At 71.9% G+C, this 23,690-nt stretch carries 22 protein-coding genes, 1 tRNA gene and 2 pseudogenes; 17 read left to right on the top strand and 8 right to left on the bottom strand.

Annotated features, from left to right (window positions below; all coding sequences use genetic code 11):
- Window positions 1-212 precede the first annotated feature (212 nt).
- Window positions 213-1,592: a wax ester/triacylglycerol synthase domain-containing protein gene (locus ACFWBB_RS27095; RefSeq protein WP_385277508.1), complete on the bottom strand. Its 1,380-nt coding sequence runs from the start codon at window positions 1,590-1,592 to the stop codon at window positions 213-215.
- 399 nt (window positions 1,593-1,991) lie between these two features.
- Between ACFWBB_RS27095 and ACFWBB_RS27090 the strand changes: the two genes are divergently transcribed.
- Window positions 1,992-3,155, top strand: a complete 1,164-nt coding sequence (locus tag ACFWBB_RS27090) for a macrolide family glycosyltransferase (protein WP_385277572.1) — start codon at window positions 1,992-1,994, stop codon at window positions 3,153-3,155.
- Between the two features lie 124 nt (window positions 3,156-3,279).
- Window positions 3,280-3,765, top strand: coding sequence for an acyl-CoA thioesterase (locus ACFWBB_RS27085; RefSeq protein WP_385277506.1), 486 nt, complete (start codon window positions 3,280-3,282; stop codon window positions 3,763-3,765).
- Window positions 3,766-3,820: 55 nt separating this feature from the next.
- Here the strand turns inward: ACFWBB_RS27085 and ACFWBB_RS27080 are convergent, their stop codons facing one another.
- From ACFWBB_RS27080 to ACFWBB_RS27065, 4 genes and pseudogenes are all read right to left on the bottom strand, one after another.
- A complete protein-coding gene (locus tag ACFWBB_RS27080; protein ID WP_385277570.1) occupies window positions 3,821-5,776 on the bottom strand; it encodes a copper resistance CopC/CopD family protein in 1,956 nt (651 codons plus the stop codon).
- A gap of 164 nt (window positions 5,777-5,940) precedes the next feature.
- Window positions 5,941-6,130, bottom strand: a pseudogene (locus ACFWBB_RS27075) (SDR family oxidoreductase); the annotation flags it as partial.
- Between the two features lie 122 nt (window positions 6,131-6,252).
- Complete coding sequence (locus ACFWBB_RS27070; RefSeq protein ID WP_385277504.1) at window positions 6,253-6,927, bottom strand: GNAT family N-acetyltransferase; 675 nt, start codon at window positions 6,925-6,927, stop codon at window positions 6,253-6,255.
- Window positions 6,920-8,986: a penicillin acylase family protein gene (locus ACFWBB_RS27065; RefSeq protein WP_385277502.1), complete on the bottom strand. Its 2,067-nt coding sequence runs from the start codon at window positions 8,984-8,986 to the stop codon at window positions 6,920-6,922. The genes ACFWBB_RS27070 and ACFWBB_RS27065 overlap by 8 nt, the downstream gene beginning before the upstream one ends.
- 78 nt (window positions 8,987-9,064) lie before the next feature.
- Here ACFWBB_RS27065 and ACFWBB_RS27060 point away from each other — a divergent pair, with 78 nt between their 5' ends.
- Window positions 9,065-9,808 (top strand): siderophore-interacting protein, encoded by a 744-nt coding sequence (locus ACFWBB_RS27060; RefSeq protein ID WP_385277500.1) that lies wholly within the window; start codon window positions 9,065-9,067, stop codon window positions 9,806-9,808.
- 24 nt (window positions 9,809-9,832) lie between these two features.
- The gene (locus ACFWBB_RS27055) at window positions 9,833-10,450 is read left to right on the top strand and encodes an HhH-GPD-type base excision DNA repair protein (RefSeq protein WP_385277498.1); all 618 of its coding nucleotides are present in this window, start codon (window positions 9,833-9,835) and stop codon (window positions 10,448-10,450) included.
- A gap of 320 nt (window positions 10,451-10,770) precedes the next feature.
- On the opposite strand, the pseudogene ACFWBB_RS27050 reads toward ACFWBB_RS27055, so the two are convergent.
- A pseudogene (locus tag ACFWBB_RS27050) lies at window positions 10,771-11,674 on the bottom strand (helicase HerA-like domain-containing protein); the annotation flags it as partial.
- Window positions 11,675-11,773: 99 nt separating this feature from the next.
- Between ACFWBB_RS27050 and ACFWBB_RS27045 the strand changes: the two are divergent.
- Both ACFWBB_RS27045 and ACFWBB_RS27040 read left to right on the top strand, forming a co-directional pair.
- Window positions 11,774-12,070: a type II toxin-antitoxin system VapB family antitoxin gene (locus ACFWBB_RS27045; RefSeq protein ID WP_004943146.1), complete on the top strand. Its 297-nt coding sequence runs from the start codon at window positions 11,774-11,776 to the stop codon at window positions 12,068-12,070.
- Between the two features lie 157 nt (window positions 12,071-12,227).
- Window positions 12,228-12,875 (top strand): LytR C-terminal domain-containing protein, encoded by a 648-nt coding sequence (locus ACFWBB_RS27040; protein WP_385277569.1) that lies wholly within the window; start codon window positions 12,228-12,230, stop codon window positions 12,873-12,875.
- Between the two features lie 126 nt (window positions 12,876-13,001).
- Here the strand turns inward: ACFWBB_RS27040 and upp are convergent, their stop codons facing one another.
- Complete coding sequence (upp, locus tag ACFWBB_RS27035; protein ID WP_385277496.1) at window positions 13,002-13,637, bottom strand: uracil phosphoribosyltransferase; 636 nt, start codon at window positions 13,635-13,637, stop codon at window positions 13,002-13,004.
- Window positions 13,638-13,805: 168 nt separating this feature from the next.
- Here upp and ACFWBB_RS27030 point away from each other — a divergent pair, with 168 nt between their 5' ends.
- The 9 genes from ACFWBB_RS27030 (at window position 13,806) to ACFWBB_RS26990 (ending at window position 19,558) form a co-directional block, all read left to right on the top strand.
- Window positions 13,806-14,009 carry a hypothetical protein gene (locus ACFWBB_RS27030; RefSeq protein WP_385277494.1) on the top strand — a complete coding sequence of 68 codons (204 nt, stop codon included), beginning with the start codon at window positions 13,806-13,808 and terminating at the stop codon, window positions 14,007-14,009.
- Between the two features lie 336 nt (window positions 14,010-14,345).
- Window positions 14,346-14,894, top strand: coding sequence for a hypothetical protein (locus ACFWBB_RS27025; RefSeq protein ID WP_385277492.1), 549 nt, complete (start codon window positions 14,346-14,348; stop codon window positions 14,892-14,894).
- Between the two features lie 50 nt (window positions 14,895-14,944).
- Window positions 14,945-15,376 (top strand): tRNA adenosine(34) deaminase TadA, encoded by a 432-nt coding sequence (gene tadA / locus ACFWBB_RS27020; RefSeq protein WP_385277490.1) that lies wholly within the window; start codon window positions 14,945-14,947, stop codon window positions 15,374-15,376.
- Between the two features lie 56 nt (window positions 15,377-15,432).
- A tRNA-Ser gene (locus ACFWBB_RS27015) sits at window positions 15,433-15,517 on the top strand.
- A gap of 198 nt (window positions 15,518-15,715) precedes the next feature.
- Window positions 15,716-15,892 (top strand): hypothetical protein, encoded by a 177-nt coding sequence (locus tag ACFWBB_RS27010; RefSeq protein ID WP_385277488.1) that lies wholly within the window; start codon window positions 15,716-15,718, stop codon window positions 15,890-15,892.
- An 18-nt stretch (window positions 15,893-15,910) separates the two neighbouring features.
- Window positions 15,911-16,204, top strand: coding sequence for a Dabb family protein (locus ACFWBB_RS27005; RefSeq protein WP_385277486.1), 294 nt, complete (start codon window positions 15,911-15,913; stop codon window positions 16,202-16,204).
- 214 nt (window positions 16,205-16,418) lie between these two features.
- A complete protein-coding gene (locus ACFWBB_RS27000; RefSeq protein ID WP_385277484.1) occupies window positions 16,419-17,351 on the top strand; it encodes an RNA polymerase sigma factor SigF in 933 nt (310 codons plus the stop codon).
- 324 nt (window positions 17,352-17,675) lie between these two features.
- Window positions 17,676-18,587: an RNA polymerase sigma factor SigF gene (locus tag ACFWBB_RS26995; RefSeq protein WP_385277482.1), complete on the top strand. Its 912-nt coding sequence runs from the start codon at window positions 17,676-17,678 to the stop codon at window positions 18,585-18,587.
- A gap of 680 nt (window positions 18,588-19,267) precedes the next feature.
- Complete coding sequence (locus tag ACFWBB_RS26990) at window positions 19,268-19,558, top strand: hypothetical protein (RefSeq protein ID WP_385277480.1); 291 nt, start codon at window positions 19,268-19,270, stop codon at window positions 19,556-19,558.
- A gap of 136 nt (window positions 19,559-19,694) precedes the next feature.
- Here ACFWBB_RS26990 and ACFWBB_RS26985 read toward each other — a convergent pair whose 3' ends face one another.
- Window positions 19,695-19,892, bottom strand: a complete 198-nt coding sequence (locus ACFWBB_RS26985; RefSeq protein WP_385277478.1) for a hypothetical protein — start codon at window positions 19,890-19,892, stop codon at window positions 19,695-19,697.
- A gap of 648 nt (window positions 19,893-20,540) precedes the next feature.
- Here ACFWBB_RS26985 and ACFWBB_RS26980 point away from each other — a divergent pair.
- A complete protein-coding gene (locus ACFWBB_RS26980) occupies window positions 20,541-21,068 on the top strand; it encodes a MarR family winged helix-turn-helix transcriptional regulator (RefSeq protein ID WP_385277476.1) in 528 nt (175 codons plus the stop codon).
- 13 nt (window positions 21,069-21,081) lie between these two features.
- Window positions 21,082-23,649 carry an MFS transporter gene (locus ACFWBB_RS26975; protein WP_385277474.1) on the top strand — a complete coding sequence of 856 codons (2,568 nt, stop codon included), beginning with the start codon at window positions 21,082-21,084 and terminating at the stop codon, window positions 23,647-23,649.
- The last annotated feature ends 41 nt before the right edge of the window (window positions 23,650-23,690 follow it).

The following is a 23,690-nucleotide window of genomic DNA, read 5'->3' as shown; positions in this document are numbered from 1 at the left end:
GCCACCGCGGCATCGCCGCCTCCGACGACGAACCCCTTCCAGGCCCCGGACTTCGGGGAGGACGAAATCTTCCTGCTCGAGGATGCGCAGCCATCCCTCTCCGGCATGGGTGCGGCTCGACGCAAGGCGAGCTAGCTCCGGCCGGTGACAGTGGTTTCGCGGACGGCCGCAAAAAGGGCCGCCGACGTCGACACGTCGGCGGCTCTTCTCGTTCAGCGGGTCTTCTCGTTCAGCGGCTCTTCCCGTTCAGCGGCTCTTCCCGTTCGGCGGTCGGCGGGTCGGCGGGCCCCTTCGGCGAGGAGGGTCAGTTCGTCGAGGAACGCCTCCGCCAGCAGGCCGGCGTCCTGGCTGCCCGAGTTGGTGGCGACGCTCAGCGTGTGACCCGGTGAGCAGCCGCCCAGCGCGAAGGTGACCGTGTCGGCCGGGGGCACCATGGGGACGATGGTCAGGTGCCGCAGCGGTCGTCCGGCCAGCGTCCGGCCCTGCTCGCGCAGATGGACGTAGGAGCAGGCCGCCGGCGCGTACGCGGGCGCGAAGATCTTGCCGCCGGCCAGCGCCAGGGTCGCCCCAGGCACCGCCCCGAGCGTGCCCTCGACCAGTTTCTCCGCGGTGCGCCGGGGCCGGGTGACGGTGGTCAGCAGACCGATGCACGCGGTCAGCCGGGCCGACGGGTCGGACAGCGTCACCGGCGCGGGGACCCGGACGTTGGCGAACGCGTTGCCGAGGAACTCACCGCAGTCGTCGGGCCGCTCGTCCACCGGGACCGACAGCCACACCTGTCTCGGCTCCGCATCCGCGGACAGGCCGTCCCCGAGGGGGGCGGACGCGGAGGGCGAAGCCGACAGACAGGAACGCAGGACGCCGGAGACCGTCGCCAGGAACACCTCGTTGGTGGTCGCCGGGCGCGCGGAGCCGGCCTCTCCCACCCGGACGGTTTCGCGCGCCGCCCGCAGGACGTCGGCCCGCAGCCGTACGACGGTGTACGCGGGCTCCCGGGCACCCCGGTGTGGCAGGGGCACCGCACGGCCCGTGGTCAGCAGGCCCGGCGGGCCGCCCCCCGCCGGGCCGGGACGGACGGTCCGTCGCCGGGGGCCGGGCACCGCCAGCGACGCGGGTCCTTCCAGCGGTCGGCCGTCGTCGAAGAGGGCGCGCAGCAGGGTCGTCAGGGAACGGCCGTCGAGCAGGCTGTGGTGCATCCGGAACAGCAGGGAGAACTCCCCTTCCGTGGTCCCGCGCAGAAGGTGCAGGCTCCACGGTGGCCGGTCGGCCGGGAACGGCGTGTGGAACCACTGGCCGACCGCCTCCCGGAGGGTGCTGTCCGCGCTGCCGACCTGCTGGGCCAGGCCGTGGCCGTCCCGCCGCGCCCAGCGGTGCCGGCCGGTCCACCAGGCCAGGCCCGTCCGGGCGGCGCCGGGGGCGACCAGGGTCTGGGTGAGCCTGGGCAGCGCCTTCCAGCGTTCCTCCACCAGGGCCCGCAGCTCGTCCAGCGCGGGCGGAGCGCCCACGAAGTCCAGGGCGATCCCGGCGTTGGGCGGGCCGAACGGCCAGCGGGCCATCCCCTCTTCCATCAAGGGCAGATGCGATCCGGGCATGAGACTGCTCCTGTCATGGGCCGTCCCCCGTCTTGAGCCGGTCCTGTCGTGGGCCGGCTGCTGAGGGACGACGTCCTGTACCCCCAACGGCCGATCGGACCGGCGGTCACGTCCGCTACGTCGCCGACCCCCTCCCGGGGTGCGCCGCGCAGGTGCCCGGTGGGTGCCCCGCAAGGGTTCCGCCGGTGTCAACGCGCGGCCGTGGAGGCTCCCTGATGGGGTGACACTGCCGCAGGTTTGCGGTCACGAACGGTGTCCGTGCGCCTTTAATCGGGACTCCGCGTCCGCCGTTCGGGCGCCCCGTCCTCAAGTCCCCCGCCCCGGCTCCGTGCCGGACAGGAGTTGCGTGTCGTGCCTGGTACTCATCCGAATCCCGCGCACATTCCCGCGCCCGTTCGCGTGCCCTTCCCCGCGCCCTTTCCCGCGCACATCGCCGTGTTCAACGTTCCGATGCACGGGCACGTCAACCCGACGCTGGGGGTCGTCGAGGAGCTCGTACGGCGGGGGCACCGGGTCAGTTACGCCGTCACCGAGGACTTCGTGCACCAGGTGAAGGCGGCCGGTGCCGAGCCCGTGCTCTACCCGGACCCGGGGGACGGTTCGGAGGCGCCGGAGGACATGGGCGAGGGGTTCGCACGGGTCGTGGAGGTGGCGCTGGCGTCCCTGCCCGTCCTGGCCCGCGCGTACGGCAGGGACCGTCCGGACCTGGTGCTGTGCGACATCTACGCCTTCGCGGGCCTGATGCTGGGGGCGCGGTGGCAGGTGCCGGCCGTCGTGGCGTCACCCACCCATCTGGCCTACGACGGCATCGTCCCCGAGTTCTTCGACGTGCCAGGGCTCCCCCAGTTGCCGGGCTTCGGGCGACTGGCGGCCGCCTTCGCCGAACAGGGCGTCGACAGCACGCGGATCCAAGACCTCGTACGGCCCGAACACGCCGTCGCCTTCTTCCCCCGGGCCTTCCAGCGCCGGGCGGACACCGTCGCGGCTCAGCGCGTCGCCTACGTCGGACCGGCCCTCGGGGACCGCTCCTACCAGGGTTCCTGGCAGCCGCCCCGGCCGGACCTGCCCGTCCTGCTCGTCTCGCTGGGCTCCCAGTTCACCCGGCGGCCGGAGTTCTACCGGTCCTGCGTCCAGGCCTTCGCCGAGCTGCCCTGGCATGTGGTCATGTCCGTCGGCCCGGCAGTCCCGGTGGACGGGCTGGGGCCGCTGCCCGACAACGTCGAAGTCCATCCCCATGTGCCCCAACTGGCGGTGCTCGCCCACGCGGACGCCTTTGTCACCCACGCCGGAATGGGCGGCACGATGGAGGCCCTGCACTACGGCGTACCGCTGGTGGCGGTCCCGCAGATGGCCGAGCAGCGGGTCAACGCCGCCCGGATCGAACGCCTACGGCTGGGCGTCCACCTGCCGCGCGAGGGCGTCACCCCCGAGGCGCTGCGCGAGGCCGTCCTGCGCGTCTCGTCCGACCGGGACATCCGCGCGGGCGTGGCCGCCATGCGCCGGGAGATCGCGGCGGCCGGCGGGGCGGGGGCCGCGGCCGACCTGATCGAGCGGGCCCTGTAGTCCCGCAGTCCCGCAGTCCCGCAGTCCCAGTGGCACCTGCACCTGCACCTGCACCGGATCCCGCGTACGCGTACCCGGTGCCGGTGGCCGGGCCCCCTGTTCCGATGTTCCGAGGAGTGACATCTTGACCCACGCCCTGGCGACCGACATCCGCCGCACCAGCACCGGGCGCACGCCCCTGGAGGTACCGGACTCCCGGCCGCACCTCTACCTCCGCCAGGTACGCATGAGCGACCTGGACTCCATGAACCACGTGAACAACGTCCGGCTGCTGGAGATGATCCAGGACGCCCACATGGACATGTTCTATCTGCGTCCCGGACTGCCCGGGCAGGAGATCCGCCCCAGGTTCGTCTACGCACGCCACGAGCTCGACTACGTGGAACCCCTCGTGCTCCAGCCGGAGCCGGTCACCATCACCACCACCATCGGTGACCTGCGCCGCTCGACCTTCCGCGTCACCAGCCGCGTCACGCGCGACGCCCGGGTGTTCTGCACCTGTGTGAGCACGGCGGTCGCCTACGACCCGGACGCGCGGTGCTCCCGCCGGCTCGAGGAGGAGGAACGTGCCCTCGCGGCCCGCCACGCCACACCGGACCCGGCACACTGACCGGCCGCGCCCCGCGCAGGGCGCGGCCCCGGCCGCCTCGGCCGCCTCGGCCGCCTCAGCGCTCGATCCGTACCGGCTTCGTCTCGCTCACCTGGTCGATGTCCGACACCCGTACCGTCACCTTCATCTCCCAGGTGCCCGCGATGGGCAGGTTGACCGCGTCGGCGGCCCAGTAGCCGCCCCGGTCGGTGATCTTGGCGTCGAGGGGGCCGATGTCCTGGTCGGGGAGGCTGAAGGAGATGCGCAGTTCGGGGACTGTGACGAAGCCGCCGTCGGCGCCGTAGACCACCGCCTGGAGCCCGTTGTCGCCGACCTGGCCCGGGTCGAGGGTGACCTGCACCTTGCCGCTGACGCCACGGACACCGGGGTCGCCGGAGTCGATGGTGAAGGGGATGTTGGTCACCGAGGCCACGGGCACGCCGGCGGACTGTTCAGCCGTCGCCGCCTCGGCCGCCGCCCGACCCGGCAGGGTGCCCGTCAGGACGGTCGTGAGGACGAGTACGACGACGGAGACGACGACCTCGGCCAGCACGGAGCGGCGCAGCGCACGGCGCCGGGCGTCCTCGGCCGGGGTGAGGGCCGGTGCCGCCGCCGGCCGGGGTGCCTCCTGCAGTGACGAACCACCCGCGGAACCGTCCACCGAGCCGTGCGCCGCGTCTGCCGCGAGACCGTCCACCGAGCCGTGCGCCGCGTCTGCCGCGAGACCGTCCACCGCGCTGTGCGTCGCGCCTTTCGCGAGACCGTCCACCGCGCTCATGGATCGTCCGCCCACCGGCTCCGGTACCCGCGCTTCCCGCGTTTCTTCCTCCTCGGCCGCCACCACGGTCACACTCCTCGCCGTCCTCTCCCTTGTCACCGTCCGCCGCGATCGCGCACCCGCCACCAGCAGCAGCGTCACCGCGGCCAGCTTGGCCAGCAGGACCCGCCCGTACGTCGTGTCCGTCAGCGCGGACACGGAGCCGAGACCGCGCCAGGACTGGTAGACGCCCGTCACCACCAGGACGGTCACCGCGAGGCCCGCGATCTGCGAGAAGCGGCCGACCACGCGCGACGGGACGGACGCGCGGTAGAACAGGGTGAGCAGGGCCGCCAGACCGCCCAGCCACACCGCCATCGCCAGCAGGTGCAGCACCGAGGACGTCATCGCCGCCGGGACCTGGATACCGGCCGACGCGTGTTCGGCGCCGGCCCAGGTCAGGGCCAGGCCCACCGCCAGCGCGGCGCCGGTCAGCAGCGCCGTGCGGGACGGCCGCTCCCCCGTGCCCTTCCCCTCCCGCAGGGCCTTCCGCTGCCGCAGGAGGAGGACCGCGGCCACCGCGAGCAGCGCGAGGCGCGCCACCAGGGCCAGTCCCGGCCGGGTGCCCAGCGTGCGGGTGAGCTCCGAGGGGTCCAGGACCCGCGCGGGGCCGGTGCCGGTCTCGTACGGGCCGCGGAGCAGCAGCAGGAACACCGTCGATCCGGCGAGCGTCCACCAGCCGGCCAGCAGCAGCCTGCCCAGGGGCCGGACGTCCGGCGGACGGCAGACGGCGACGAAGGCGGCCGTGCCGATGAGCAGGGCCGCGGCGAGGTACGCGAGGTAGCGGCCGATGTTGAAGAGGCCGCCGGTGACCGGGTTCTCCACGGAGGTGCTGGGCAGGGGCGGCGGGATCGCGGACGGTTCGCCCACCGAGAAGGTGAAGGCGCCGGCGATCGGGTGGCTGTCCGCCGACACCACGCGCCAGGCCACCGTGAAGGTGCCGGTGCCGAGCTTGGCGGGAAGCCTGACCCGCGCGGTGTCGGCGCGGCCGTCCGCGTGGCTCGTGCTGCCGGTCTCGACCCGCCGGTTGTCGGGGTCGAAGACGCGGAAGGAGTCGTCGAGCAGGCCTACCGACTCGGTGAAGGTGAGGGTGATGGAGCCGGGGGCCTTCTTGACGACGCTTCCGTCGGCGGGGTCGGCGCCGCGGAGGGCCGCGTGCGCCGAGGCCGGTCCGCCGCCGAGGAGGAGCAGGACCAGCACGGTGCCCAGCAGCACCAGCCCCTGAAGTCCGCGTCGACCGCCGCCGGGTCGCCCGTCGGCGTGGCGCCCACCACCGTGTCGTCCGCCATCTCGCCCCTCGCTCACGTCACCGCTCCGCCTTGCTTGAGACCCGAGACTCGTGTGCTCGGGCTTACGTACGCATGCACAGGGCATCCGGTTCACCAGGTCGGCCGTGCCGACACCCCGCCGTCGACCACCAGATCGTGTCCGGTGATCCAGGACACGAGCGGGGAGGCCAGTAAGACGCAGGCGGCACCGACGTCCTCCGGGCGGGCCCAGGCGGCCGACCGCGACCGCATCCCGCCACCGCCGCACCCCCTGCGGCCACGCCTCGGCCAGGCCCTCCCGGCTCGCGGCGAATCGGCTCCAGGTCGATCGGGGTCCCCCGCGCGAACGAAGCCGAGCATGGGGGAGGGCGACCAGGTCTTCGGGGGTGAGGGCGACCAGGTCTTCGGGGGTGAGCGGTGAGGTCACCCGGGGAACGCTACCTCCCGGCGTAGAAACGCCAGTTGCGCGCGCTTCTCCGGCAGGTACACGTCCGGCAGGTCGATCTCCGGCAGCGTGACGACCGGCCCGGCCTCGAAGCCCTGCCGGAGGAAGCGGGCGACCGCCTTCCCGTTGCGCACATCGGGGTCCACCACGACACGCGGCCGGTCCAGGCCGACCAGCACGTACAACGCGAACACGCCCATCAGCGCCGCCGACCAGCCCGGCCGGGCCCCCCGTTCGCCGGCCGGCGCGATGAGCAGGTGGACGCCGATGTCCCCGGGTTCGACGGGGTAGCACTCGCCGACCCGGTCCTCGGTCGGCTCGTAGGTCTGGAGGAGGGCGACCGGGGTGCCGTCCAGCTCGGCCAGGAAGGCGTGATGGGTGTCGAGGCCCGCCATATGGGCGTAGATCTCGGCGACCTGGTCGCGCGTCAGGCCGTTCATGCCCCAGAACACGGCCCGCTCCTCGCGCACCCAGCCGTGGACGACGTCCGCGTCGCCCTCGGCGTCGAGCGGACGGATGCCGAAGGTCCCGAACCCGTCGACCACCTGCTCGTACACATAGGCGCCCCGGACGGTCCGGCTGTCCCGGCTGTCCCGGCTGTCCCGGCTGTCCCGGCTGTCCCGGCTGTCCCGGCTGTCCCGGCTGTCAGTCATCGTCGCTCTCCTTCGTCAGCTGTGCCCAGTCGGTGACGACCGGGGTCAGTTCGCCCTTGAGCCACAGGGGGAGCTGGTCGTGGTGGTGGGGGTGGCCGGGGAGACCGGACGCGCCGAACGGGACGACCCACAGGCTGTCCTCGCGGCGGGCCAGGTCCCACACGTAACGGGCGGCCGGGCCGCGCGCGGCGAGGTCGGTCCAGCCGGGCACGGCCGAGGTGCACAGCACGCAGTCGTGGTCGCCGGCCAGGGCCGGGGCCTCCCGGGTGGGGTCGGGCAGTGCCCGCCAGGGGGCGAGGCGGTGGGTGTCGCCCCAGCGGGCGGCCGGTTGCCAGGCGACCTCCTCGACGGCCTCCCGCACCAGCGCCGCCCGGTCGATCCCGTACAGCTCCTCGACGCGCAGGAGGTGTTCGAGGGCGAAGCCGATGCGCGGGAGGAGGGCGAGCCAGGGGAGGAGGACCTCCGGGTAGGCAGGCGGGGTGGTGAGGGCCGCGAAGGCCGGGTGGGCGGCGAGCCGGCGGACCAGCGCGCTGCGCAGGGCCGCGAACCGGGCCGCCTCCGGGCTGTCGGCGTCCATCCGGCGGTCCCAGCGCAGCAGACGGTCGCGGAGGTCGCCGGCCGGGCCGGTCAGGTCGTCGAGGGCGGACAGGTGGTCCAGCAGGGGCGCGGCGGAGGCCAGATGGGTGTCCGTGTGGATGGCCGGCATGTCGGACGCGGCCCAGTGCCGGCGTTCCCCCAGCAGCGCCCGGATGCGGTCGGCCCGGTGCGGCGGGGCGAACTCGACGCCCAGTTCCGCGGCGGGGCCCCGCTGGTTGGCCATCACCGCGAGGCCGTCGGTCAGTCCCGCTCGGGGCATCTCGTGCCAGCCGGTCCACCCGTGGCCGGGTTCCCAGGCGGGCACCAGCCGGGTTCCGTTCGCCTCGGCGCGCAGCGGCACCCGGCCCGCGACCCGGTGCAGCAGACCGCCCTCGGTGTCGGCGGCCTGGACGACGTTGACGGGCTCGGCCCAGCGGTCGAAGGCACGGTCCACGTCGGCGACCCGGCGGGCCCGGAGCAGGGGGAGGAGGGCATCGAAGCCCAGGTCGGCGGTGACGCGGGGCGGATAGCGCAGTGCCAGTGCGAGCGGGGTGCCGTCGTCGAGGCCTTCCGGGCCGCCGGCGATCACCGGGCCGCGCTCGGTCTCGAGGACCTCCACCTCGACGGTCTCCTCGCCCGCGACACGCACGAGTTCGGTGTGCCGGGCGACCCGCCGCCAGGTGCCGTCAGGACCGAGTGCCTCGACGCCCGCGCCGGTGCGGCGCAGCCGTTCGCGGTAGAGGTCCTGGTAGTCGGCCATGGCGTTGGTGATGGCCCAGGCGACCGTGCCGGTGTGGCCGAAGTGGGCGATGCCGGGAACACCGGGGACGGCGAGCCCGACGACGTCGAACTCGTCGCAGGCCAGCCGGATCTGCTGGTAGACGCCGGGGTCCTCGATGAAGCGGTGCGGGTCGCCTGCGATGACCGCCTGCCCGGTGACCGTGCGGTCCCCGCCGACCAGCCAGCCGTTGCTGCCTGAGGTGCCGGGCCCGTCGGTGGCGAACAGGCCGACCGCCTCGGGGCCGAGGTGCCGGGCGGCCTCCTCGCGCCACAGTTTGGCGGGGAATCCGGCGAACAGGATGTGCGTGGCCAGCCAGACGCCGAGCGGGGTCCAGGGTTCCCAGCGGCCGGGGGCGAGGCCGGTCCGGGTGAACTCGGGGGCGTCGGCGCCGGCCAGCCCCTCGTTGACGCCGTCGACGTACGCCCGTACCCAGTCCGCCGTCTCCGGATCTTGTCTCTCCAGCTCGCCGAAGCAGCGTCTCGCCGTGTCGTCGAGGCGGGCGCGGCGCACGAAGAGGTCCCAGGGCAGGGCCTCGGGGCCGAGGAAGGACGCCGAGGTGCCGCGCGCCCGGTGCCGTTCGACCTCCAGTTGCCAGGCACGGTCGCGGGCGGTGACCGATCCCTGGAGGCGGGCGAGGGCGAGGGCGCTGCCGGCGCGCAGATGCGGGACGCCCCAGGCGTCCCGGTAGATCTCGGTGGTCACCCTCTGGCCCCTTTTTGCTTTAGGTTAGGCTTGCCTAAGTGGATTGAGCCGAAATCGTACGCGAGGGGTGTGGAGGCCATGGCGCAGGGGCGGGGCTGGGAGGGCACGGTCCTCAGACTGATGCGGGCGAAGGACTTCACGCTCACCGTCACGGACGTGGAGGAGGTCACCGGCGAGTACCGCCGGCTGCGCCTCTCGGACGGCGGGCTGCTCGCCGCCACCGGCGTCCACCCGACGATCTGGATCCGGCTCTGGTTCGAGAACGCGGGCCGGCCGCACCAGCGGGCCTACACCCTCGTCGACCCGGATCAGGCGGCCGGCGCCTTCGCCCTGGAGTTCGCCCTGCACGAGGGCGCGGCCAGCGACTGGGCTCGGGCGGCGAAACCCGGCGACACGATCGACGCGACCGTCCAGGGCACCGGCTTCGAACCGCCCGTCCCGGCCCCCTCGCACGTCCTGGTGATCGGCGACCCCGCCTCCCTGCCCGCCATCAACTCCCTGCTCGGCGCGGGCGAGGGGGCGCTCGGTTCGGCCCCGGCGACCGTCTGGTTCGAGGGCCCACCCGACGGCGCGGACGGCCTCCCCTTCCGGACCGACCCCGCACGCCATGAGATACGGCACGTGCCCAGGGTGGACGCCGGTGCCCACCTCGTCGAACAGGTGAGGGCCGAGCTGCCCGCCCTCCTGACGGCCACCCCCGACCCGTACGTCTGGATCGCCTGCGACACCCGCACCACCAGGACGCTGTCGGCCTACGTACGCAAGGAACTCGGCGTCCCCAGGGATCGGCTGCACGCGCTGGGGTACTGGCGCGCGGGCTGACGGCACAGGCGGGATCATCGACGCATGGACGTCACCCTTCACCTCTCCCAGGACCCCGAGGCCGACGCGCTCCTCGGGCGGTCCCCGCTCGCCGCGCTGGTCGGAATGCTGCTGGACCAGCAGGTTCCGATGGAGTGGGCGTTCAAGGGGCCCCGCACGATCGCCGACCGGCTCGGCGCCGACGACCTGGACGCGCACGACATCGCCGCCCAGGACCCGGAGACCTTCGCCGCGCTGCTCTCCGAGAAGCCGGCCGTGCACCGCTACCCCGGCTCCATGGCCAAGCGCGTCCAGCAGCTCTGCCAGTACCTCGTCGAGCACTACGACGGTGACGCCGGTGCCGTCTGGAAGGGCGTGGACAGCGGCAAGGACCTGCTCGGACGGCTCGAGGAACTGCCCGGCTTCGGCAGGCAGAAGGCGCAGATCTTCCTCGCGCTGCTGGGCAAGCAGCTCGGCGTCCGGCCCACGGGGTGGCGGGAGGCGGCCGGCAGCTACGGCGAGCCGAGGTCCTTCCGGTCCGTCGCCGACATCACCGGCCCGGAGTCGCTGGTGAAGGTGCGGGCGCACAAACAGGAGATGAAGGCGGCGGCGAAGGCCGCGAAGGACACGAAGAGCAAGGCTGCGAAGGCCACGAAGAGTTAGTCGTCGCCGTCCTCACCTTGTCGGCGGCACCGGCCGGTGGCGGTCGGCTTCGTCGGGACCGTCACCGCGCGGCGCATCCGGGGCCGGGCCGCCAGGTGCCCAGGTGCCGCACACCGGGTGAGCCGGTTGTCCGCCGAACGGGCGCATCCGAGCCCCGGCATGCTGAAGACGGCGCGTGTCGCGGGGAGATGACCCCTCATGAGCCTCGCAGCCCGCCTCCCCCGCAGCCGTACCCGGCTGCGGACGCTGGTTGCTGCTGCTCGTCCTGCTGATGCCGGGCTCGGTCGCCGAAGTCACGGCGGCGGCACCCGTCGCCACCACTGGGACCACTGGGACCGCTCTTCCACAGCCTGTGCATACCGCTCGGGGAGCGCGGACTCCCGCACGGCCCGGTCGAGGACCGGCCCATCCACCGGACCCATCAGGGACTCCGGCGCGCGCAGCCGGGTCGCGGCGACCGGCGTCGGGGCGCCCTTCTCGCTGAGGACGGTCACGACGGCCTCCCCGGTGCCGAGCCAGGTGAGCAGTTCCTCCAGGTCGTACGGCGACTTCGGGAACGTCTTCACCGTGGCCGCGAGGGCCTTCTGGTCGTCCGGGGTGAAGGCCCGCAGGGCGTGCTGGACACGGTTGCGAGCTGGGCCCGGACATCGCCGGGCACGTCCTTCGGGGTCTGCGTGACGAAGAACACGGCGATCCCCTTCGAGCGGATCAGCCGGACGGTCCGCGTGATGGAGTCCAGTAAAGCCTTCGAGTAAAGCCTTCGAGGCGTCACTGGGGAGCAGACGCGCCTCGTCGAAGAAGAAGACGAGCTCGGGGGCGTCGCCGATCTCGGGGAGGTCGTGGAAGAGGCCGCCCAGGGCGTAGAACTCGGCGGGGGCCGGTCGCCGTCCGTTTCTGGCCGACTTCCGCCGCCCGGCCCCACACCCGGTCGCCCGCCGCTCCCGGCGCCGACACACCCGACAGATCGCCCTTGACGTCGGCGAGGAAGACCGGCACACCCCGCGCCGAGAGCTGCTCGGCGATCAGCTGGAGCGTCCTGGTCCTGCTTGTGCCGGCGGCGCCCGCGACCAGACCGTGCCTGTTCAGCATCGGGAGCGGGATCCGGACGGGGCCTCGGGCAGGCCACTTCCCGTCCCACAGCAGCGCGCCGAGGTCGAGGGCGGGCCCGGTGAAGGCGTACCCGACGGCGATGTCAGCGGCGCTCGTCGACCCACTCGTCGGCAGACCATCGTTCCGTTTTACCCCCGTTCATCACGTCTTTTCCAGCGTCGCACTCCGTCTCCATGGCTGCGCCCGGAACGTCTGGACCGGTAGGCTTTCCGTGTGATCTTCAAGCGCATCGGAAACGGCCGGCCGTACCCCGACCACGGCCGGGAAAGCACCCGGCAGTGGGCGGACGTCGCGCCGCGCCCGGTCCGCCTCGATCAGCTGGTGACCACCAAGCAGCAGCTCGACCTGGAAACCCTGCTCGCGGAGGACTCCACGTTCTACGGCGACCTCTTCGCGCACGTCGTGAAGTGGCAGGGCGACCTGTACCTGGAGGACGGGCTGCACCGCGCGGTGCGGGCGGCACTCCAGCAGCGACAGGTACTGCACGCGCGCGTGCTCGAGCTGGACTGACCCTCCGCCGGACCCCCGCCACCCGCCCCGGCCGACCCTTCGGGTTGACCCTTTCGGGTGCTTTCCCGCACCCCGAGCGGTGTCGGATGATCGTTTATTCGTCACGGCCGCCCGGGCGCACTACGCTGCGCTCATGAGCATGCTGACTCCCCCCGGCATGGGCGGCAAGTACCGGATCACGGGGGACAAATACCCCCGCATGCGCCCCCATCGACGCCGCGGCAGGCTGGCCGTCGTGGTCGTCGCCTGCGGCGCCGTGCTCGGCGTGGCCGGCTGGGGCACCCTTCAGCTCATCGACGTCTTCACGGGCGGCGGGGGTACGGCCACGGCCGCCGGGGCCGGCTGCCCGGCGAACGCGACCAAGGCGAGCCCCGCGGCCTCCGCGTCGGCTGCCGCTGCCGCCGCCGTTGCCGTTGTGGGCGCGGTGCCCAAGCCCGCCCAGATCACCGTCAACGTCTTCAACGCCACCACCCGCAGCGGCCTCGCCAAGACCACCGCGGACGAGCTGAAGAAACGCGGCTTCAAGATCGGCGAGGTGGGCAACGCCGCCAAGCAGTACGACAAGAAGGTCACCGGCGCCGGGATACTGCTCGGCCCCGCATCCTCGCTGAACACCTCCCTGCCGGTGCTCGCCACCCAGCTCATCGCCGCCGAGCGCCGTACCGACGCCGCCCGTAGGGGCACGGCCGTCGATCTGATCATCGGCAACCAGTTCAAGGCGCTGACCAGCCAGACGGCCTCGGTCAAGGCCCTGACGGCCCTGGCCGCGCCCCAGCCGACACCGTCCACGAAGAAGGGCTGCTAGCAGCAGCCCTTCCCGCCCCGCCGCCCTGCCGCCCCGCCGCCTTCCCGCCCCGTCACCGACCGGCTGCTCGAGCGCTACGTGCGTTACGGGCGTTACGGGCGTTACGGGTGTCTCGGCCTGCTCGGGTTATTCGGCCGCGCCGTACAGCCGGTCGCCCGCGTCGCCCAGGCCCGGGACGATGTAGCCGTGCTCGTTGAGGTGGTCGTCGATCGCCGCCGTGACGACGGTGACCGGGGTGCCCGCGAGTTCGCGCTCCATGAGCTTCACGCCCTCCGGAGCGGCGAGCAGCACCACGGCCGTCACGTCGTCGGCGCCCCGTCGGATCAGCTCGCGGATCGCGGCGACCAGCGTGCCGCCGGTGGCCAGCATCGGGTCCAGGACGTACACCTGGCGGCCCAGGAGGTCCTCCGGCATGCGCGTCGCGTACGTGGACGCCTCGAGCGTCTCCTCGTTGCGGATCATGCCCATGAAGCCCACCTCGGCGGTCGGCAGCAGCCGCATCATGCCGTCCAGCATGCCGAGGCCCGCGCGCAGGATCGGCACGACCAGCGGACGCGGGTAGGACAGCTTGACGCCGGTGGTCGAGGCGACCGGCGTCTTGATGTCGACCTGCTCGGTGCGTACGTCACGCGTGGCTTCGTAGGCGAGCAGGGTGACCAGCTCGTCGGCCAGCCGGCGGAAGGTCGCGGAGTCCGTGCGCTGGTCGCGCAGCGTGGTGAGCTTGTGGGCGACCAGGGGGTGGTCGACGACGTGAAGACGCATGTCCACAACAGTAACCGGGCCGAACCCGCCCGGGCGCCCCCACACACAGTGAACCTCTCACCCTGGGTTGCCCCCGGGTTGGGCCGTTGGCCGGCGTCAAACCGCCCGTGAGAGGGAAAGTGGGAGAAAGGTAAGGAGACGGACCGGGGTACCCGGAGTGATGTGCTGATGCCTGAGCTGCCCAACCTGCCCGACAACGACTCGCCGGAGAGGGCGCGATCGGACGAGACCGACGCCGAGCGCCGAAGGCGCCGCGCCCGGTTTCTGCGCGAGCTGGCCGAGGCGCGCGAACTGCGCGACCGGGTCCAGCCACGCCGCGCCAAGACCGCCCGTCTGCGCCACGCGATGCGCATGCGCACATTCCGCTGGTAGCCGCAGCCGTACGGGACTTGGGGCATACGGGGAAGATCGCCACCCGCCACAGGTGGTCACGCGGAGCGGGCGTGCGTGGGCGCACGGGAAAGCCGCGTACGATCCGCTGAAGGCGGCAACGAGCGCGCTGGTGAGTCACTCGCGGACGCGGTCATGGACCTGCTCATGGACGTGCGATCAAAACCACCGGACACAGGGGGCCGAAGATGTCCCCTGGACGCTTTGTTTCTGCCACGATTCCGAGTGGGTGGGGCTCGGAGCCTGAGCTCTCTCCGCCCACAACCTCCGCCGGGGGGACCCCCAACCGGCACGCCTAAGACCAGTGGGAGAGTCACGGTGTACTTCGCCGCACTGCTCGCGCGCACCGAAGACGGGTGGGAAGCGAGCGACACGGAGCTCGACGATGTGGAGACCCTGTCGGATCTGGCCGACCTGGCCCGGGAGGCCTCTCCCGACGACGACACGGTGCTCGTGCTGATCGAGCAGGAGGACTCCTGGTTCGGGGTCGTCCGCATCGACGGCGAGGAGGATCCTCGCATCTTCGTCTCCGACGCCGCAGCCGCCGCCCGCAGCTCGTACGGCGAGATCCTGCTCACCGACGAACTGCTCGGAAGGGATCCTGGCGACCTGGACGCCCTGGACACCCTCGATCTCGACGGCACCGAGGACGGTGAGAACGAGGACGCCGAGGACGACGAGGAAGAGGATGCCGTCAGCACCGTGAACGGCTCCGCCGAGGCCGTGCCGCACGGTCCGGTCGGCGACGCAGGCATCCTCGACGACCTCGGTGTCGGCGAGAAGGAGCTGAGGGCGCTGTCCTCGGACGCGGTCACCGAGATCGCCGACGCCCTCGGCGCCTCGGAGGTCCTGGAGACCGTCCGCTGACCGCACCGGGAACGGCGCCCGACCCCGTACGCGACCCCTGGCGGGCCGCGATGCGGCTCGCCCTGGACGAGGCACGGCTGGCCGTCCGGGGCGGGGACGTCCCGGTCGGTGCCGTCGTGCTGGCTCCGGACGGTACGACGGTCCTCGCGAGGGGCCACAACGAACGCGAGGCCGGCGGCGATCCGACGGCCCACGCGGAGGTGCTCGCCGTCCGTCGGGCGGCGGCCGCGCTGGGCGAGTGGCGGCTGTCCGGCTGCACGCTCGTGGTGACCCTCGAACCGTGCACGATGTGCGCGGGCGCGATCGTGCAGTCCCGGGTGGACCGGGTCGTCTACGGCGCCCGCGACGACAAGGCGGGCGCGGCCGGATCCCTCTGGGACGTCGTCCGCGACCGACGCCTCAACCACCGCCCCGAGGTCCTCGAAGGCGTCCTCGCCGAGGAGTGCGCCGGACTCCTCACGGAGTTCTTCCGCGACCGGTGATCCACCGCCGAATACCGATTTCAAACCGGGCCCCGCCTTGCTGTAAGGTCTCCCTCGGTAGCGTGTCCGAGCGGCCGAAGGAGCTCGCCTCGAAAGCGAGTGTGGCGCAAGTCACCGAGGGTTCAAATCCCTCCGCTACCGCTTCAGGACGAAGGGTCCGGCTCTGTGAGCCGGGCCCTTCGTCGCGTTTCCGTGGCCCTTCGCCCCTTCATCGGACGAGGGCCCTCGAACGGTTCACCAACGCGCCGGAGACGCTCAAAAAGCGGTGTGAAAATCGCACTTCCGGTTACACTCGCCGCCGGCAACAGGGCCCGAACGGGCGCATACAGGGGAGGCCAGGTGGCGGTGAACGCCAAGAAGATCGCCGTCTACGTAATCGTGGTCTTCGCGCTCTACGTGATCATCACGGACCCGGCCAAGGCCGCGGACTACGTCCAGATAGGGTTCCAGGGCATATCGGACGCCGCCAAGGCCGTCGGTGACTTCTTCACCTGGCTCGCCGACGGGGCCAAGTAGCACCCACCGGGAGTGCCCATGATCCGCCACCTGGTCCTTTTCAAGCTCAACGAGGGCGTCGAGCGCGACGACCCCCGGGTCGTAGAGGGTGAGGCCGCCTTCCGGGCACTCGGCGGCCGGATCGAGGAACTGCGCTTCTGGGAGCTGGGCTGGAACATCAGCGACCGGCCCATCGCCCACGACTTCGCGATCAACTCGGCGGTCGAGGACGCGGACGCCCTGAAGCGGTACATCGAGCACCCGGCCCACCAGGCGGGCGTCGCCCTGTGGCGGGAGTTCGCCACCTGGGTGGTCGCCGACTACGAGTTCTGAGCCGTCCCTCGCGGCACACCTCCTCGGCAGTACGGAGCCCTCCGCCGGAACAGCGGGGGGCTTTCGCCTGTCCGGGACCGGCACGACGGCCCAACTTCTCCCTCAACACGGCGTTATGGGGTGCTTGCACACAGTGCACATGTCTTGTGATGCTATGACCGCTTTTGACGGATGAGTTGACCGATGTTGACCTGACGAAGAGGTGGCGTTGACCGTGTCGGCCAGTACTGCGCCGCCTCAGGAAGAGGCACCCCCGGCAACCGCCCCGGCACCGGCCCCGGCGCCCGCCCTGGAAGCCCTGGCCGCGCCCGCAGCGGCGCCCGAAGCCGTCGGGGAAGCCGCCCGGGAAGCCGTCCCCGAAACCGAGCCGCCCCCCGAGCGGCGCCGAGGCGCCGACACCCGGGCGCTGACCCAGCTGCTCTTCGGCGAGCTCAAGGAGCTCCAGCCGGGCACGCCGGAGCACAACCGGGTGCGCGGGGCGCTCATCGAGGCCAACCTGCCGCTCGTGCGCTACGCGGCCGCCCGCTTCCGCTCCCGCAACGAACCGATGGAGGACGTCGTCCAGGTCGGCACCATCGGCCTGATCAACGCCATCGACCGCTTCGACCCGGAGCGGGGCGTGCAGTTCCCGACGTTCGCCATGCCGACGGTCATCGGCGAGATCAAGCGGTACTTCCGCGACAACGTCCGCACGGTCCACGTACCGCGCCGGCTGCACGAGTTGTGGGTGCAGGTCAACAGCGCGACCGAGGACCTGACGACCGCCTTCGGGCGCACCCCGACGACGGCCGAGATCGCCGAGCGGCTGCGTATCGGCGAGGACGAGGTGCTCTCCTGCATCGAGGCGGGCCGGTCGTACCACGCCACCTCGCTGGAGGCGGCCCAGGAGGGCGACGGCCTGCCGGGCCTGCTCGACCGCCTCGGCTACGAGGACCCGGCACTGGACGGCGTGGAGCACCGCGACCTCGTGCGCCACCTCCTGGTCCAACTCCCCGAGCGCGAGCAGCGCATCCTCCTGCTGCGCTACTACAGCAACCTCACGCAGTCCCAGATCAGCGCCGAACTCGGTGTCTCCCAGATGCATGTGTCCCGGCTACTCGCGCGTAGCTTCCAGCGGCTTCGCTCGGCCAACCGCATCGAGGCATGACGCGGACCCACGCGGGCACACGCTGACACGCTCCGACACGTCACTCGATCCGGGATCGCAAGCCTGACCGAGACGTCACCTCTGAGAGCGAATCACTCACCGGCGCCATTCCCGGTATATCTGCGCTGAAATGCCGTCAGACCCCCTGTTTCCAGGGCCGTTTCGTAACTCTCATGTCGACATGTCACTACAGCGTGTTGCCGACATGTGACATTCTGCCGGAAGCGCGTTTGCCGGGGCTTCGGCGCCGGTATTCAGGTGAAGGCTGACGTTCCTCAAGCGGGAATGTTCGCCGCGACCGTCCCGCGACCCAAAGGGGGTGGCATGTCCGCAGATCAGGGCAGCTCGAAGGTGCTCACGCTCACAAAGAGCGAGTCCGCGCCCAGCACGCCTGCCGAGCCCGTCGTTCTCGACGTGCTCGACGACGTCACGGCTCCCGAGGCCGCTCCGGCCCCGGCCCTCACGGCCACGGGGGCCATCGACACCCGCACCCTGTCCCGCTCCCTGTTCCTGCGACTGGCCACCCTCGCCGAGGACAGCCCCGAGCGCATGTACGTCCGGGACACCCTCATCGAGCTCAACCTCCCCCTCGTGCGCTACGCGGCGGCCCGCTTCCGCTCGCGCAACGAACCGATGGAGGACATCGTCCAGGTCGGCACCATCGGCCTGATCAAGGCGATCGACCGCTTCGACTGCGAACGGGGCGTGGAGTTCCCCACGTTCGCCATGCCGACGGTCGTGGGCGAGATCAAGCGCTTCTTCCGCGACACGTCGTGGTCGGTGCGCGTCCCGCGCCGCCTCCAGGAGCTGCGCCTGGCCCTCACCAAGGCCAGCGACGAGCTCTCCCAGAAGCTGGACCGCTCACCGACGGTCGCCGAACTCGCCGCGGTGCTGGGCGTCTCCGAGGAGGACGTCGTCGACGGCCTCGCGGTCGGCAACGCCTACACGGCCTCCTCGCTGGACTCCCCGGCCCCGGAGGACGACGGCGGCGAGGGCTCCCTGGCCGACCGCCTCGGGTACGAGGACACGGCCCTGGAAGGCGTCGAGTACCGCGAGTCGCTGAAGCCCCTGCTGGCCAAGCTCCCGCCGCGTGAACGCCGCATCATCATGCTGCGCTTCTTCGCCAACATGACCCAGTCCCAGATCGGCGAGGAGGTCGGCATCTCCCAGATGCACGTCTCCCGTCTCCTGACCCGGACCCTGGCGCAGCTGCGCGAGGGCCTCATCTCCGACTAGCCGGTTCAGCGACCAGCTGCCGGCCGCTGGCTACCAGCTTCTGGCACTGACAACTGGTTACTGACGACTGGCAATTGGTCGTACTCGGTCGAGGACTTCCTTCCTGACTGAGCGTCAGACACACTGACGCGATGCGAAGTCCGACACGGGCACGTGGCCGCCGGGGCGCCGTACGAGGCGCGTCGGCGGCCGCCGTCGTGATGGCGGCGGGTCTGCTGGCCGGCTGCGGGAGCGGCGGTCACCAGGACGGCTACGTTGCCATCGGCACGGCGGGCGAGACGGCACCTCCGGGTTCACGACCGGGCGACCCCGCGGATCCGACGGGCGGGGTACGGCTCGTCCCGCTGGACGGAGCGAGCGGCCCTCCCGAGGGAAGAGCCGGTCCGGGGGCCACCGCGGAGAGAGCAACGGCCGGAGGCGGGAGCGGATACGGGGCGCGGGGCCCGGCCGCAGGCGGCGCGGAATCCGGCGCCGCCTCCTCACAAACCGCTGCCCCGGGTTCTTCGGGCGCCTCTGACTCTCCAGCCACTCCGGCCCCCGAGGGCGGCTCCACGGGCTCGTCGGGATCGACGGGTTCCACAGGTTCCACGGGTTCCGAAGGCGGTACGTCCTCGGGCTCGGCCTCACCGGCGCCCACGGGCCCGTCCGGCACCGCGCCCGCCGGGCCGGCCTCCCTCACCGTGAGCGATCCCGTCCGCGCGGGTACGGATCAACGGTGGTGCGAGGACGTGACGCTCGCCTTCCGCAACTCCGGTGGCACCGCTGTGCGTTCGGGCACGGTGACCTTCGGGACCCATGTCGTCGACTCGCTCGGCATCGACTGGGCGACGCGTGGATCGACGGCCGCGCTCCCGACGCCGATCGCCGCGGGCGCGCGCAGGGAGAAGACCTGGACGGTCTGCGTCGACGCGTGGCGGGTACCACTGGGCATGCACATCGAGACACGGGACGTCTCGGTCCGGTGGGAGTGAGGAACCGTGGGAGCTGCGTGAGGGCGGGCAGCGAGAGGCCGGTGGGGTCGGTCGAGCGGTGCCGGGTGCGCGGTAACGCCGTGGTGAAACACGGCCGTTGACGCCCCCGGCCACACCGTCCGGTACGGGCCGGCCGTTACTTCAGCGCCAGCCAGGCGACCGCCGCGACGATCACGACCGCGGCGACGATGCCGACGATCAGGCCGATACCGGGCCCGGACCGAGTGGGAGCCGGCTGGGCGGCCCGGGGGGCGCCGTCGTCGACGAACGCGCGGAACATCTGGGTGCTGCCGGCGGGGTCGTGGTTGCCCTGGGGGCCCTGCGTGTTAGCCATGGGCCGAGACACTAGCGAAAATGCGCGGGGCGGCCCAAGTGGGGGTCACCACTCCGGACACCCGGGACCCTGCGGATGGACCCGACGGCCGACCACTGGGGGATCCGGGATGTCCGCGACCCCACGCACACGGAGGCCGGCCTCCGAGGACCCGAGCTGTCCGCGACCCCGCGGACACGACGGCCGGTTTCCGAGGACCAGAGCAGGCCGCCACCCTGCGGACACGACGGCCGACCACTGGGGACCGGCAGGCCGCCACCCTCGCCGGCCGCCTCGTCCGCGATTCGGCACTGATACCGAAGGGGCCCCGCACAACCCGGTTCGTGCGCACCAGGGGAGGGCGACGCGGCCCGGTACTGGCCGCCCCTGCCCTGCTCCTGCCTCTGGGCCACGGTCGTCCCCCCTCTCCTCCAGAACTCGGCCACGGCCACGGCCACTGAAACGACCGCAGCCGCGCCGCGGTCGGATCTCGCTCTCGTCCGCGGTCGGCTCCCGCTCCCTTCGGGGCCACCGGCAACTCCCTCACCTGCACATTTACCCTCGCAATACTTGCCTTTGCCAACTTTTTGCGGGGCCTGTCGCCGTTTTATTTGCCTGCAGCAACCAACCGCTCCTATGGTTGCCCTAAGCAACAACTTGGGAGGTGTGATGGCAGGGCAGGCGCAGTACGAGGAGTTGGCGCGTCAGCTCAGTGCCGTCGGGGCGGTGAAGCGGGACCTCGGGCGGATCCTGCCGCAGGACTGCTCCGCGGGTTCGGCCGGCGTGCTGGCGCTCCTCGGCCGCCACGGCGACATGCGCATGAGCGCACTCTCCGAGCTGCTCGCCGTCGACATGTCCGTGACCAGCCGACACGCCGCGCACCTCGCGGACCGGGGCTGGATCGAACGCTCCCCCGACCCGGCGGACAAGCGCTCCCGCATCCTGCACCTCACCCCCGAGGGCCACGCGATGCTCGTCGAGCTGTCCCGCCGGAGCACCGAGCTGCTCGCGGAGCGGCTGGGCGACTGGACCGACACCGAGGTCGGCCAGCTCATCGGACTGCTGACCCGGCTGCGCGCCAGCTTCGGCGACTGCCGGACGATCGCGCACCGCCCGCCGCCCCCGCCCGCACCCCCGCCTCCTGTTCCCGTAAGCGAACAGACACAGACCACCCGTACACCCGCACGAGCAACATAAGAAAAGGAAGCCCATGGCAACGACCACACCAGCCGGTGTGCGGGCTCACGCGAAGCACGGCGGAGGGTCCCACGGCTCCGCCGACGACGCTCCGATGACCCACCGGCAGATCATGGAGGCGCTCTCCGGGCTGCTGCTCGGAATGTTCGTGGCGATCCTGTCGTCCACGATCGTCACCAACGCCCTGCCCGAGATCATCGGCGACCTGGGCGGCGGCCAGTCCGCCTACACCTGGGTCGTCACCGCCGCGCTGCTCTCCATGACCGCGGCCACGCCCCTGTGGGGCAAGCTCTCCGACCTGTACAGCAAGAAGGCGCTCGTCCAGATAGCGCTCGTCATCTACGTGCTGGGATCCGCGGCCGCCGGTCTGTCGCAGAACCCGGCCATGCTGATCGCCTGCCGTGTCGTCCAGGGCATCGGCGTCGGCGGTCTCTCCGCCCTGGCGCAGATCGTCATGGCCGCGATGATCTCCCCGCGTGAGCGCGGGCGTTACTCCGGCTACCTCGGCGCGACCTTCGCCATCGCCACCGTCGGCGGTCCGCTGCTCGGCGGTGTCATCACCGACACCTCGTGGCTCGGCTGGCGCTGGTGCTTCTACGTCGGTGTGCCCTTCGCGGTCATCGCGCTGATCGTGCTGCAGAAGACCCTGCACCTGCCCGTCGTCAAGCGGGAGGTCAAGGTCGACTGGGGCGGCGCGTTCTTCATCTCCGCCGCGGTCTCCCTGCTCCTGCTGTGGGTCACCTTCGCCGGTGACAAGTACGACTGGGTGTCGTGGCAGACGTACACGATGGTCGGCGGCTCGATCCTGCTCGGCCTGCTGTTCGTGCTGGTCGAGTCCAGGGCAAGTGAGCCGATCATCCCGTTGCGGCTGTTCCGCAACCGCACCATCACGCTGTCGTCGCTGGCCTCGCTCTTCGTGGGTGTCGCGATGTTCACCGGCACCGTCTTCTTCAGCCAGTTCTTCCAGCTGGCCAGGGACAAGTCGCCGACCATGTCGGGTGTCATGACGATCCCGATGATCGGCGGTCTGTTCATCTCCTCCACGGTCTCCGGGCAGTTCATCACCCGGACCGGCAAGTGGAAGATCTGGCTGGTCAGCGGTGGCGTCCTGGTGACGGCGGGCCTCGGTCTGCTGGGCACCATCCGGTACGACACGGACTACTGGAAGATGGCCGTCTTCATGGCCCTGCTGGGTCTCGGCATCGGCATGATGATGCAGAACCTGGTGCTGTCCACGCAGAACCAGGTGAGCCCGGCCGACCTCGGTTCGGCGAGCTCCACCGTCACCTTCTTCCGTTCCCTCGGCGGTGCGGTCGGCGTCTCCGCGCTGGGTGCCGTGATGGCCCACCGCATCACCGACTACGCCAAGGACGGCATCGCCGACCTCGGCCCCGAGTACGCGTCCCTCGGCTCCGGTTCGAGCTCGAGCGAGATCCCGGACATGGACAAGCTGCCCGCGCCGCTGCGCACCGTCATGGAGAGCGCGTACGGCCACGGCATCGCGGACGTCTTCCTGATCGCGTCCGTCCTGGCACTGCTCGCCTTCCTGATCACCCTGTTCATCAAGGAGGTCCCGCTGCGGACCAAGGGTGCGCTGGCGCAGACGGAGACCACGACGGAGTCCCCGGCGACGACCACGACCACGGCGGCGACTCCGGCCGGGGCTGCGGTGACCGACACGGCCACGGCTCGCCCCGAGGAGAACGTCCCCAGCTGGGCGGTCGCCGAGACGGCTGCCGAGCCGGGTCACCAGGCCGGTGTCCAGGGCACGCAGCGGCTCGCCGCCGTCGCCACCGCCGAACCCCTCCAGGCGCCCTCGGGCGGCATCCCTGTGCACGGCTTCGTCCGCGGCACGGAGAGCGCGCCCGTCCCGCAGGCCGCCGTCACGCTGATCTCGCTCGCCGGACGCCAGCTCGGCCGGTCGGTCGCCCAGGCCGACGGTTCCTACGCGCTGGACGCGCCGGGCACGGGTTCGTACGTGCTGATCGCCTCCGCCGACGGCTTCCAGCCGCAGGCGTCCACGATCGTCGTGAACGGCGAGCCGGTCGCGTACGACATCCTGCTCAGCGGGACCAGCGGCCTCGGCGGTGTGGTGCGCGCCGCCGAGTCGGGTGAGGCCGTCAAGGACGCGATGGTGATCGTCACCGATGTGCGCGGCGATCTGCTGGCCACCGCGGCCACCGGTGAGCAGGGCGAGTTCTCCTTCACGGAGCTGGTACCGGGTGCCGTGACCGTCGCGGTGAACGCCGTCGGGTTCCGGCCGCGCGCCCTGCCCGTCGAGATCGGCGTGACGGGCGTGACCCGCGCGGAGGTCGTCCTCGACGCGGGAGTCCAGCTCCAGGGTGTCGTCCGGGCGCCGTACGGTCCGCTGGCCGACGCGCGCGTGACGCTCGTGGACGCGGCGGGCAACGTGGTCGGCACGGCCACCACCGGCGCGGACGGGGCGTACGCCTTCGCCGACCTCGACGGCGGCGAGTACACGGTCATCGCGACCGGTTACCCGCCGGTGGCCACCGCGCTGACCGTGGCGGGCTCCGGCGTCGACGGCCACGACATCGAACTCGCCCACCCCGGCGAGTAGTTCCGACAGATATCGGCTCCGGCCCGGTGCGGGGGCTGTCT

This window comes from Streptomyces sp. NPDC060000 (assembly GCF_042737375.1).
In the GTDB taxonomy this organism is placed as follows: Bacteria; Actinomycetota; Actinomycetes; order Streptomycetales; family Streptomycetaceae; genus Streptomyces.
The sequence above is the reverse complement of the archived record's forward strand: the minus strand, read 5'-3'. Positions and strand labels throughout refer to the sequence as shown.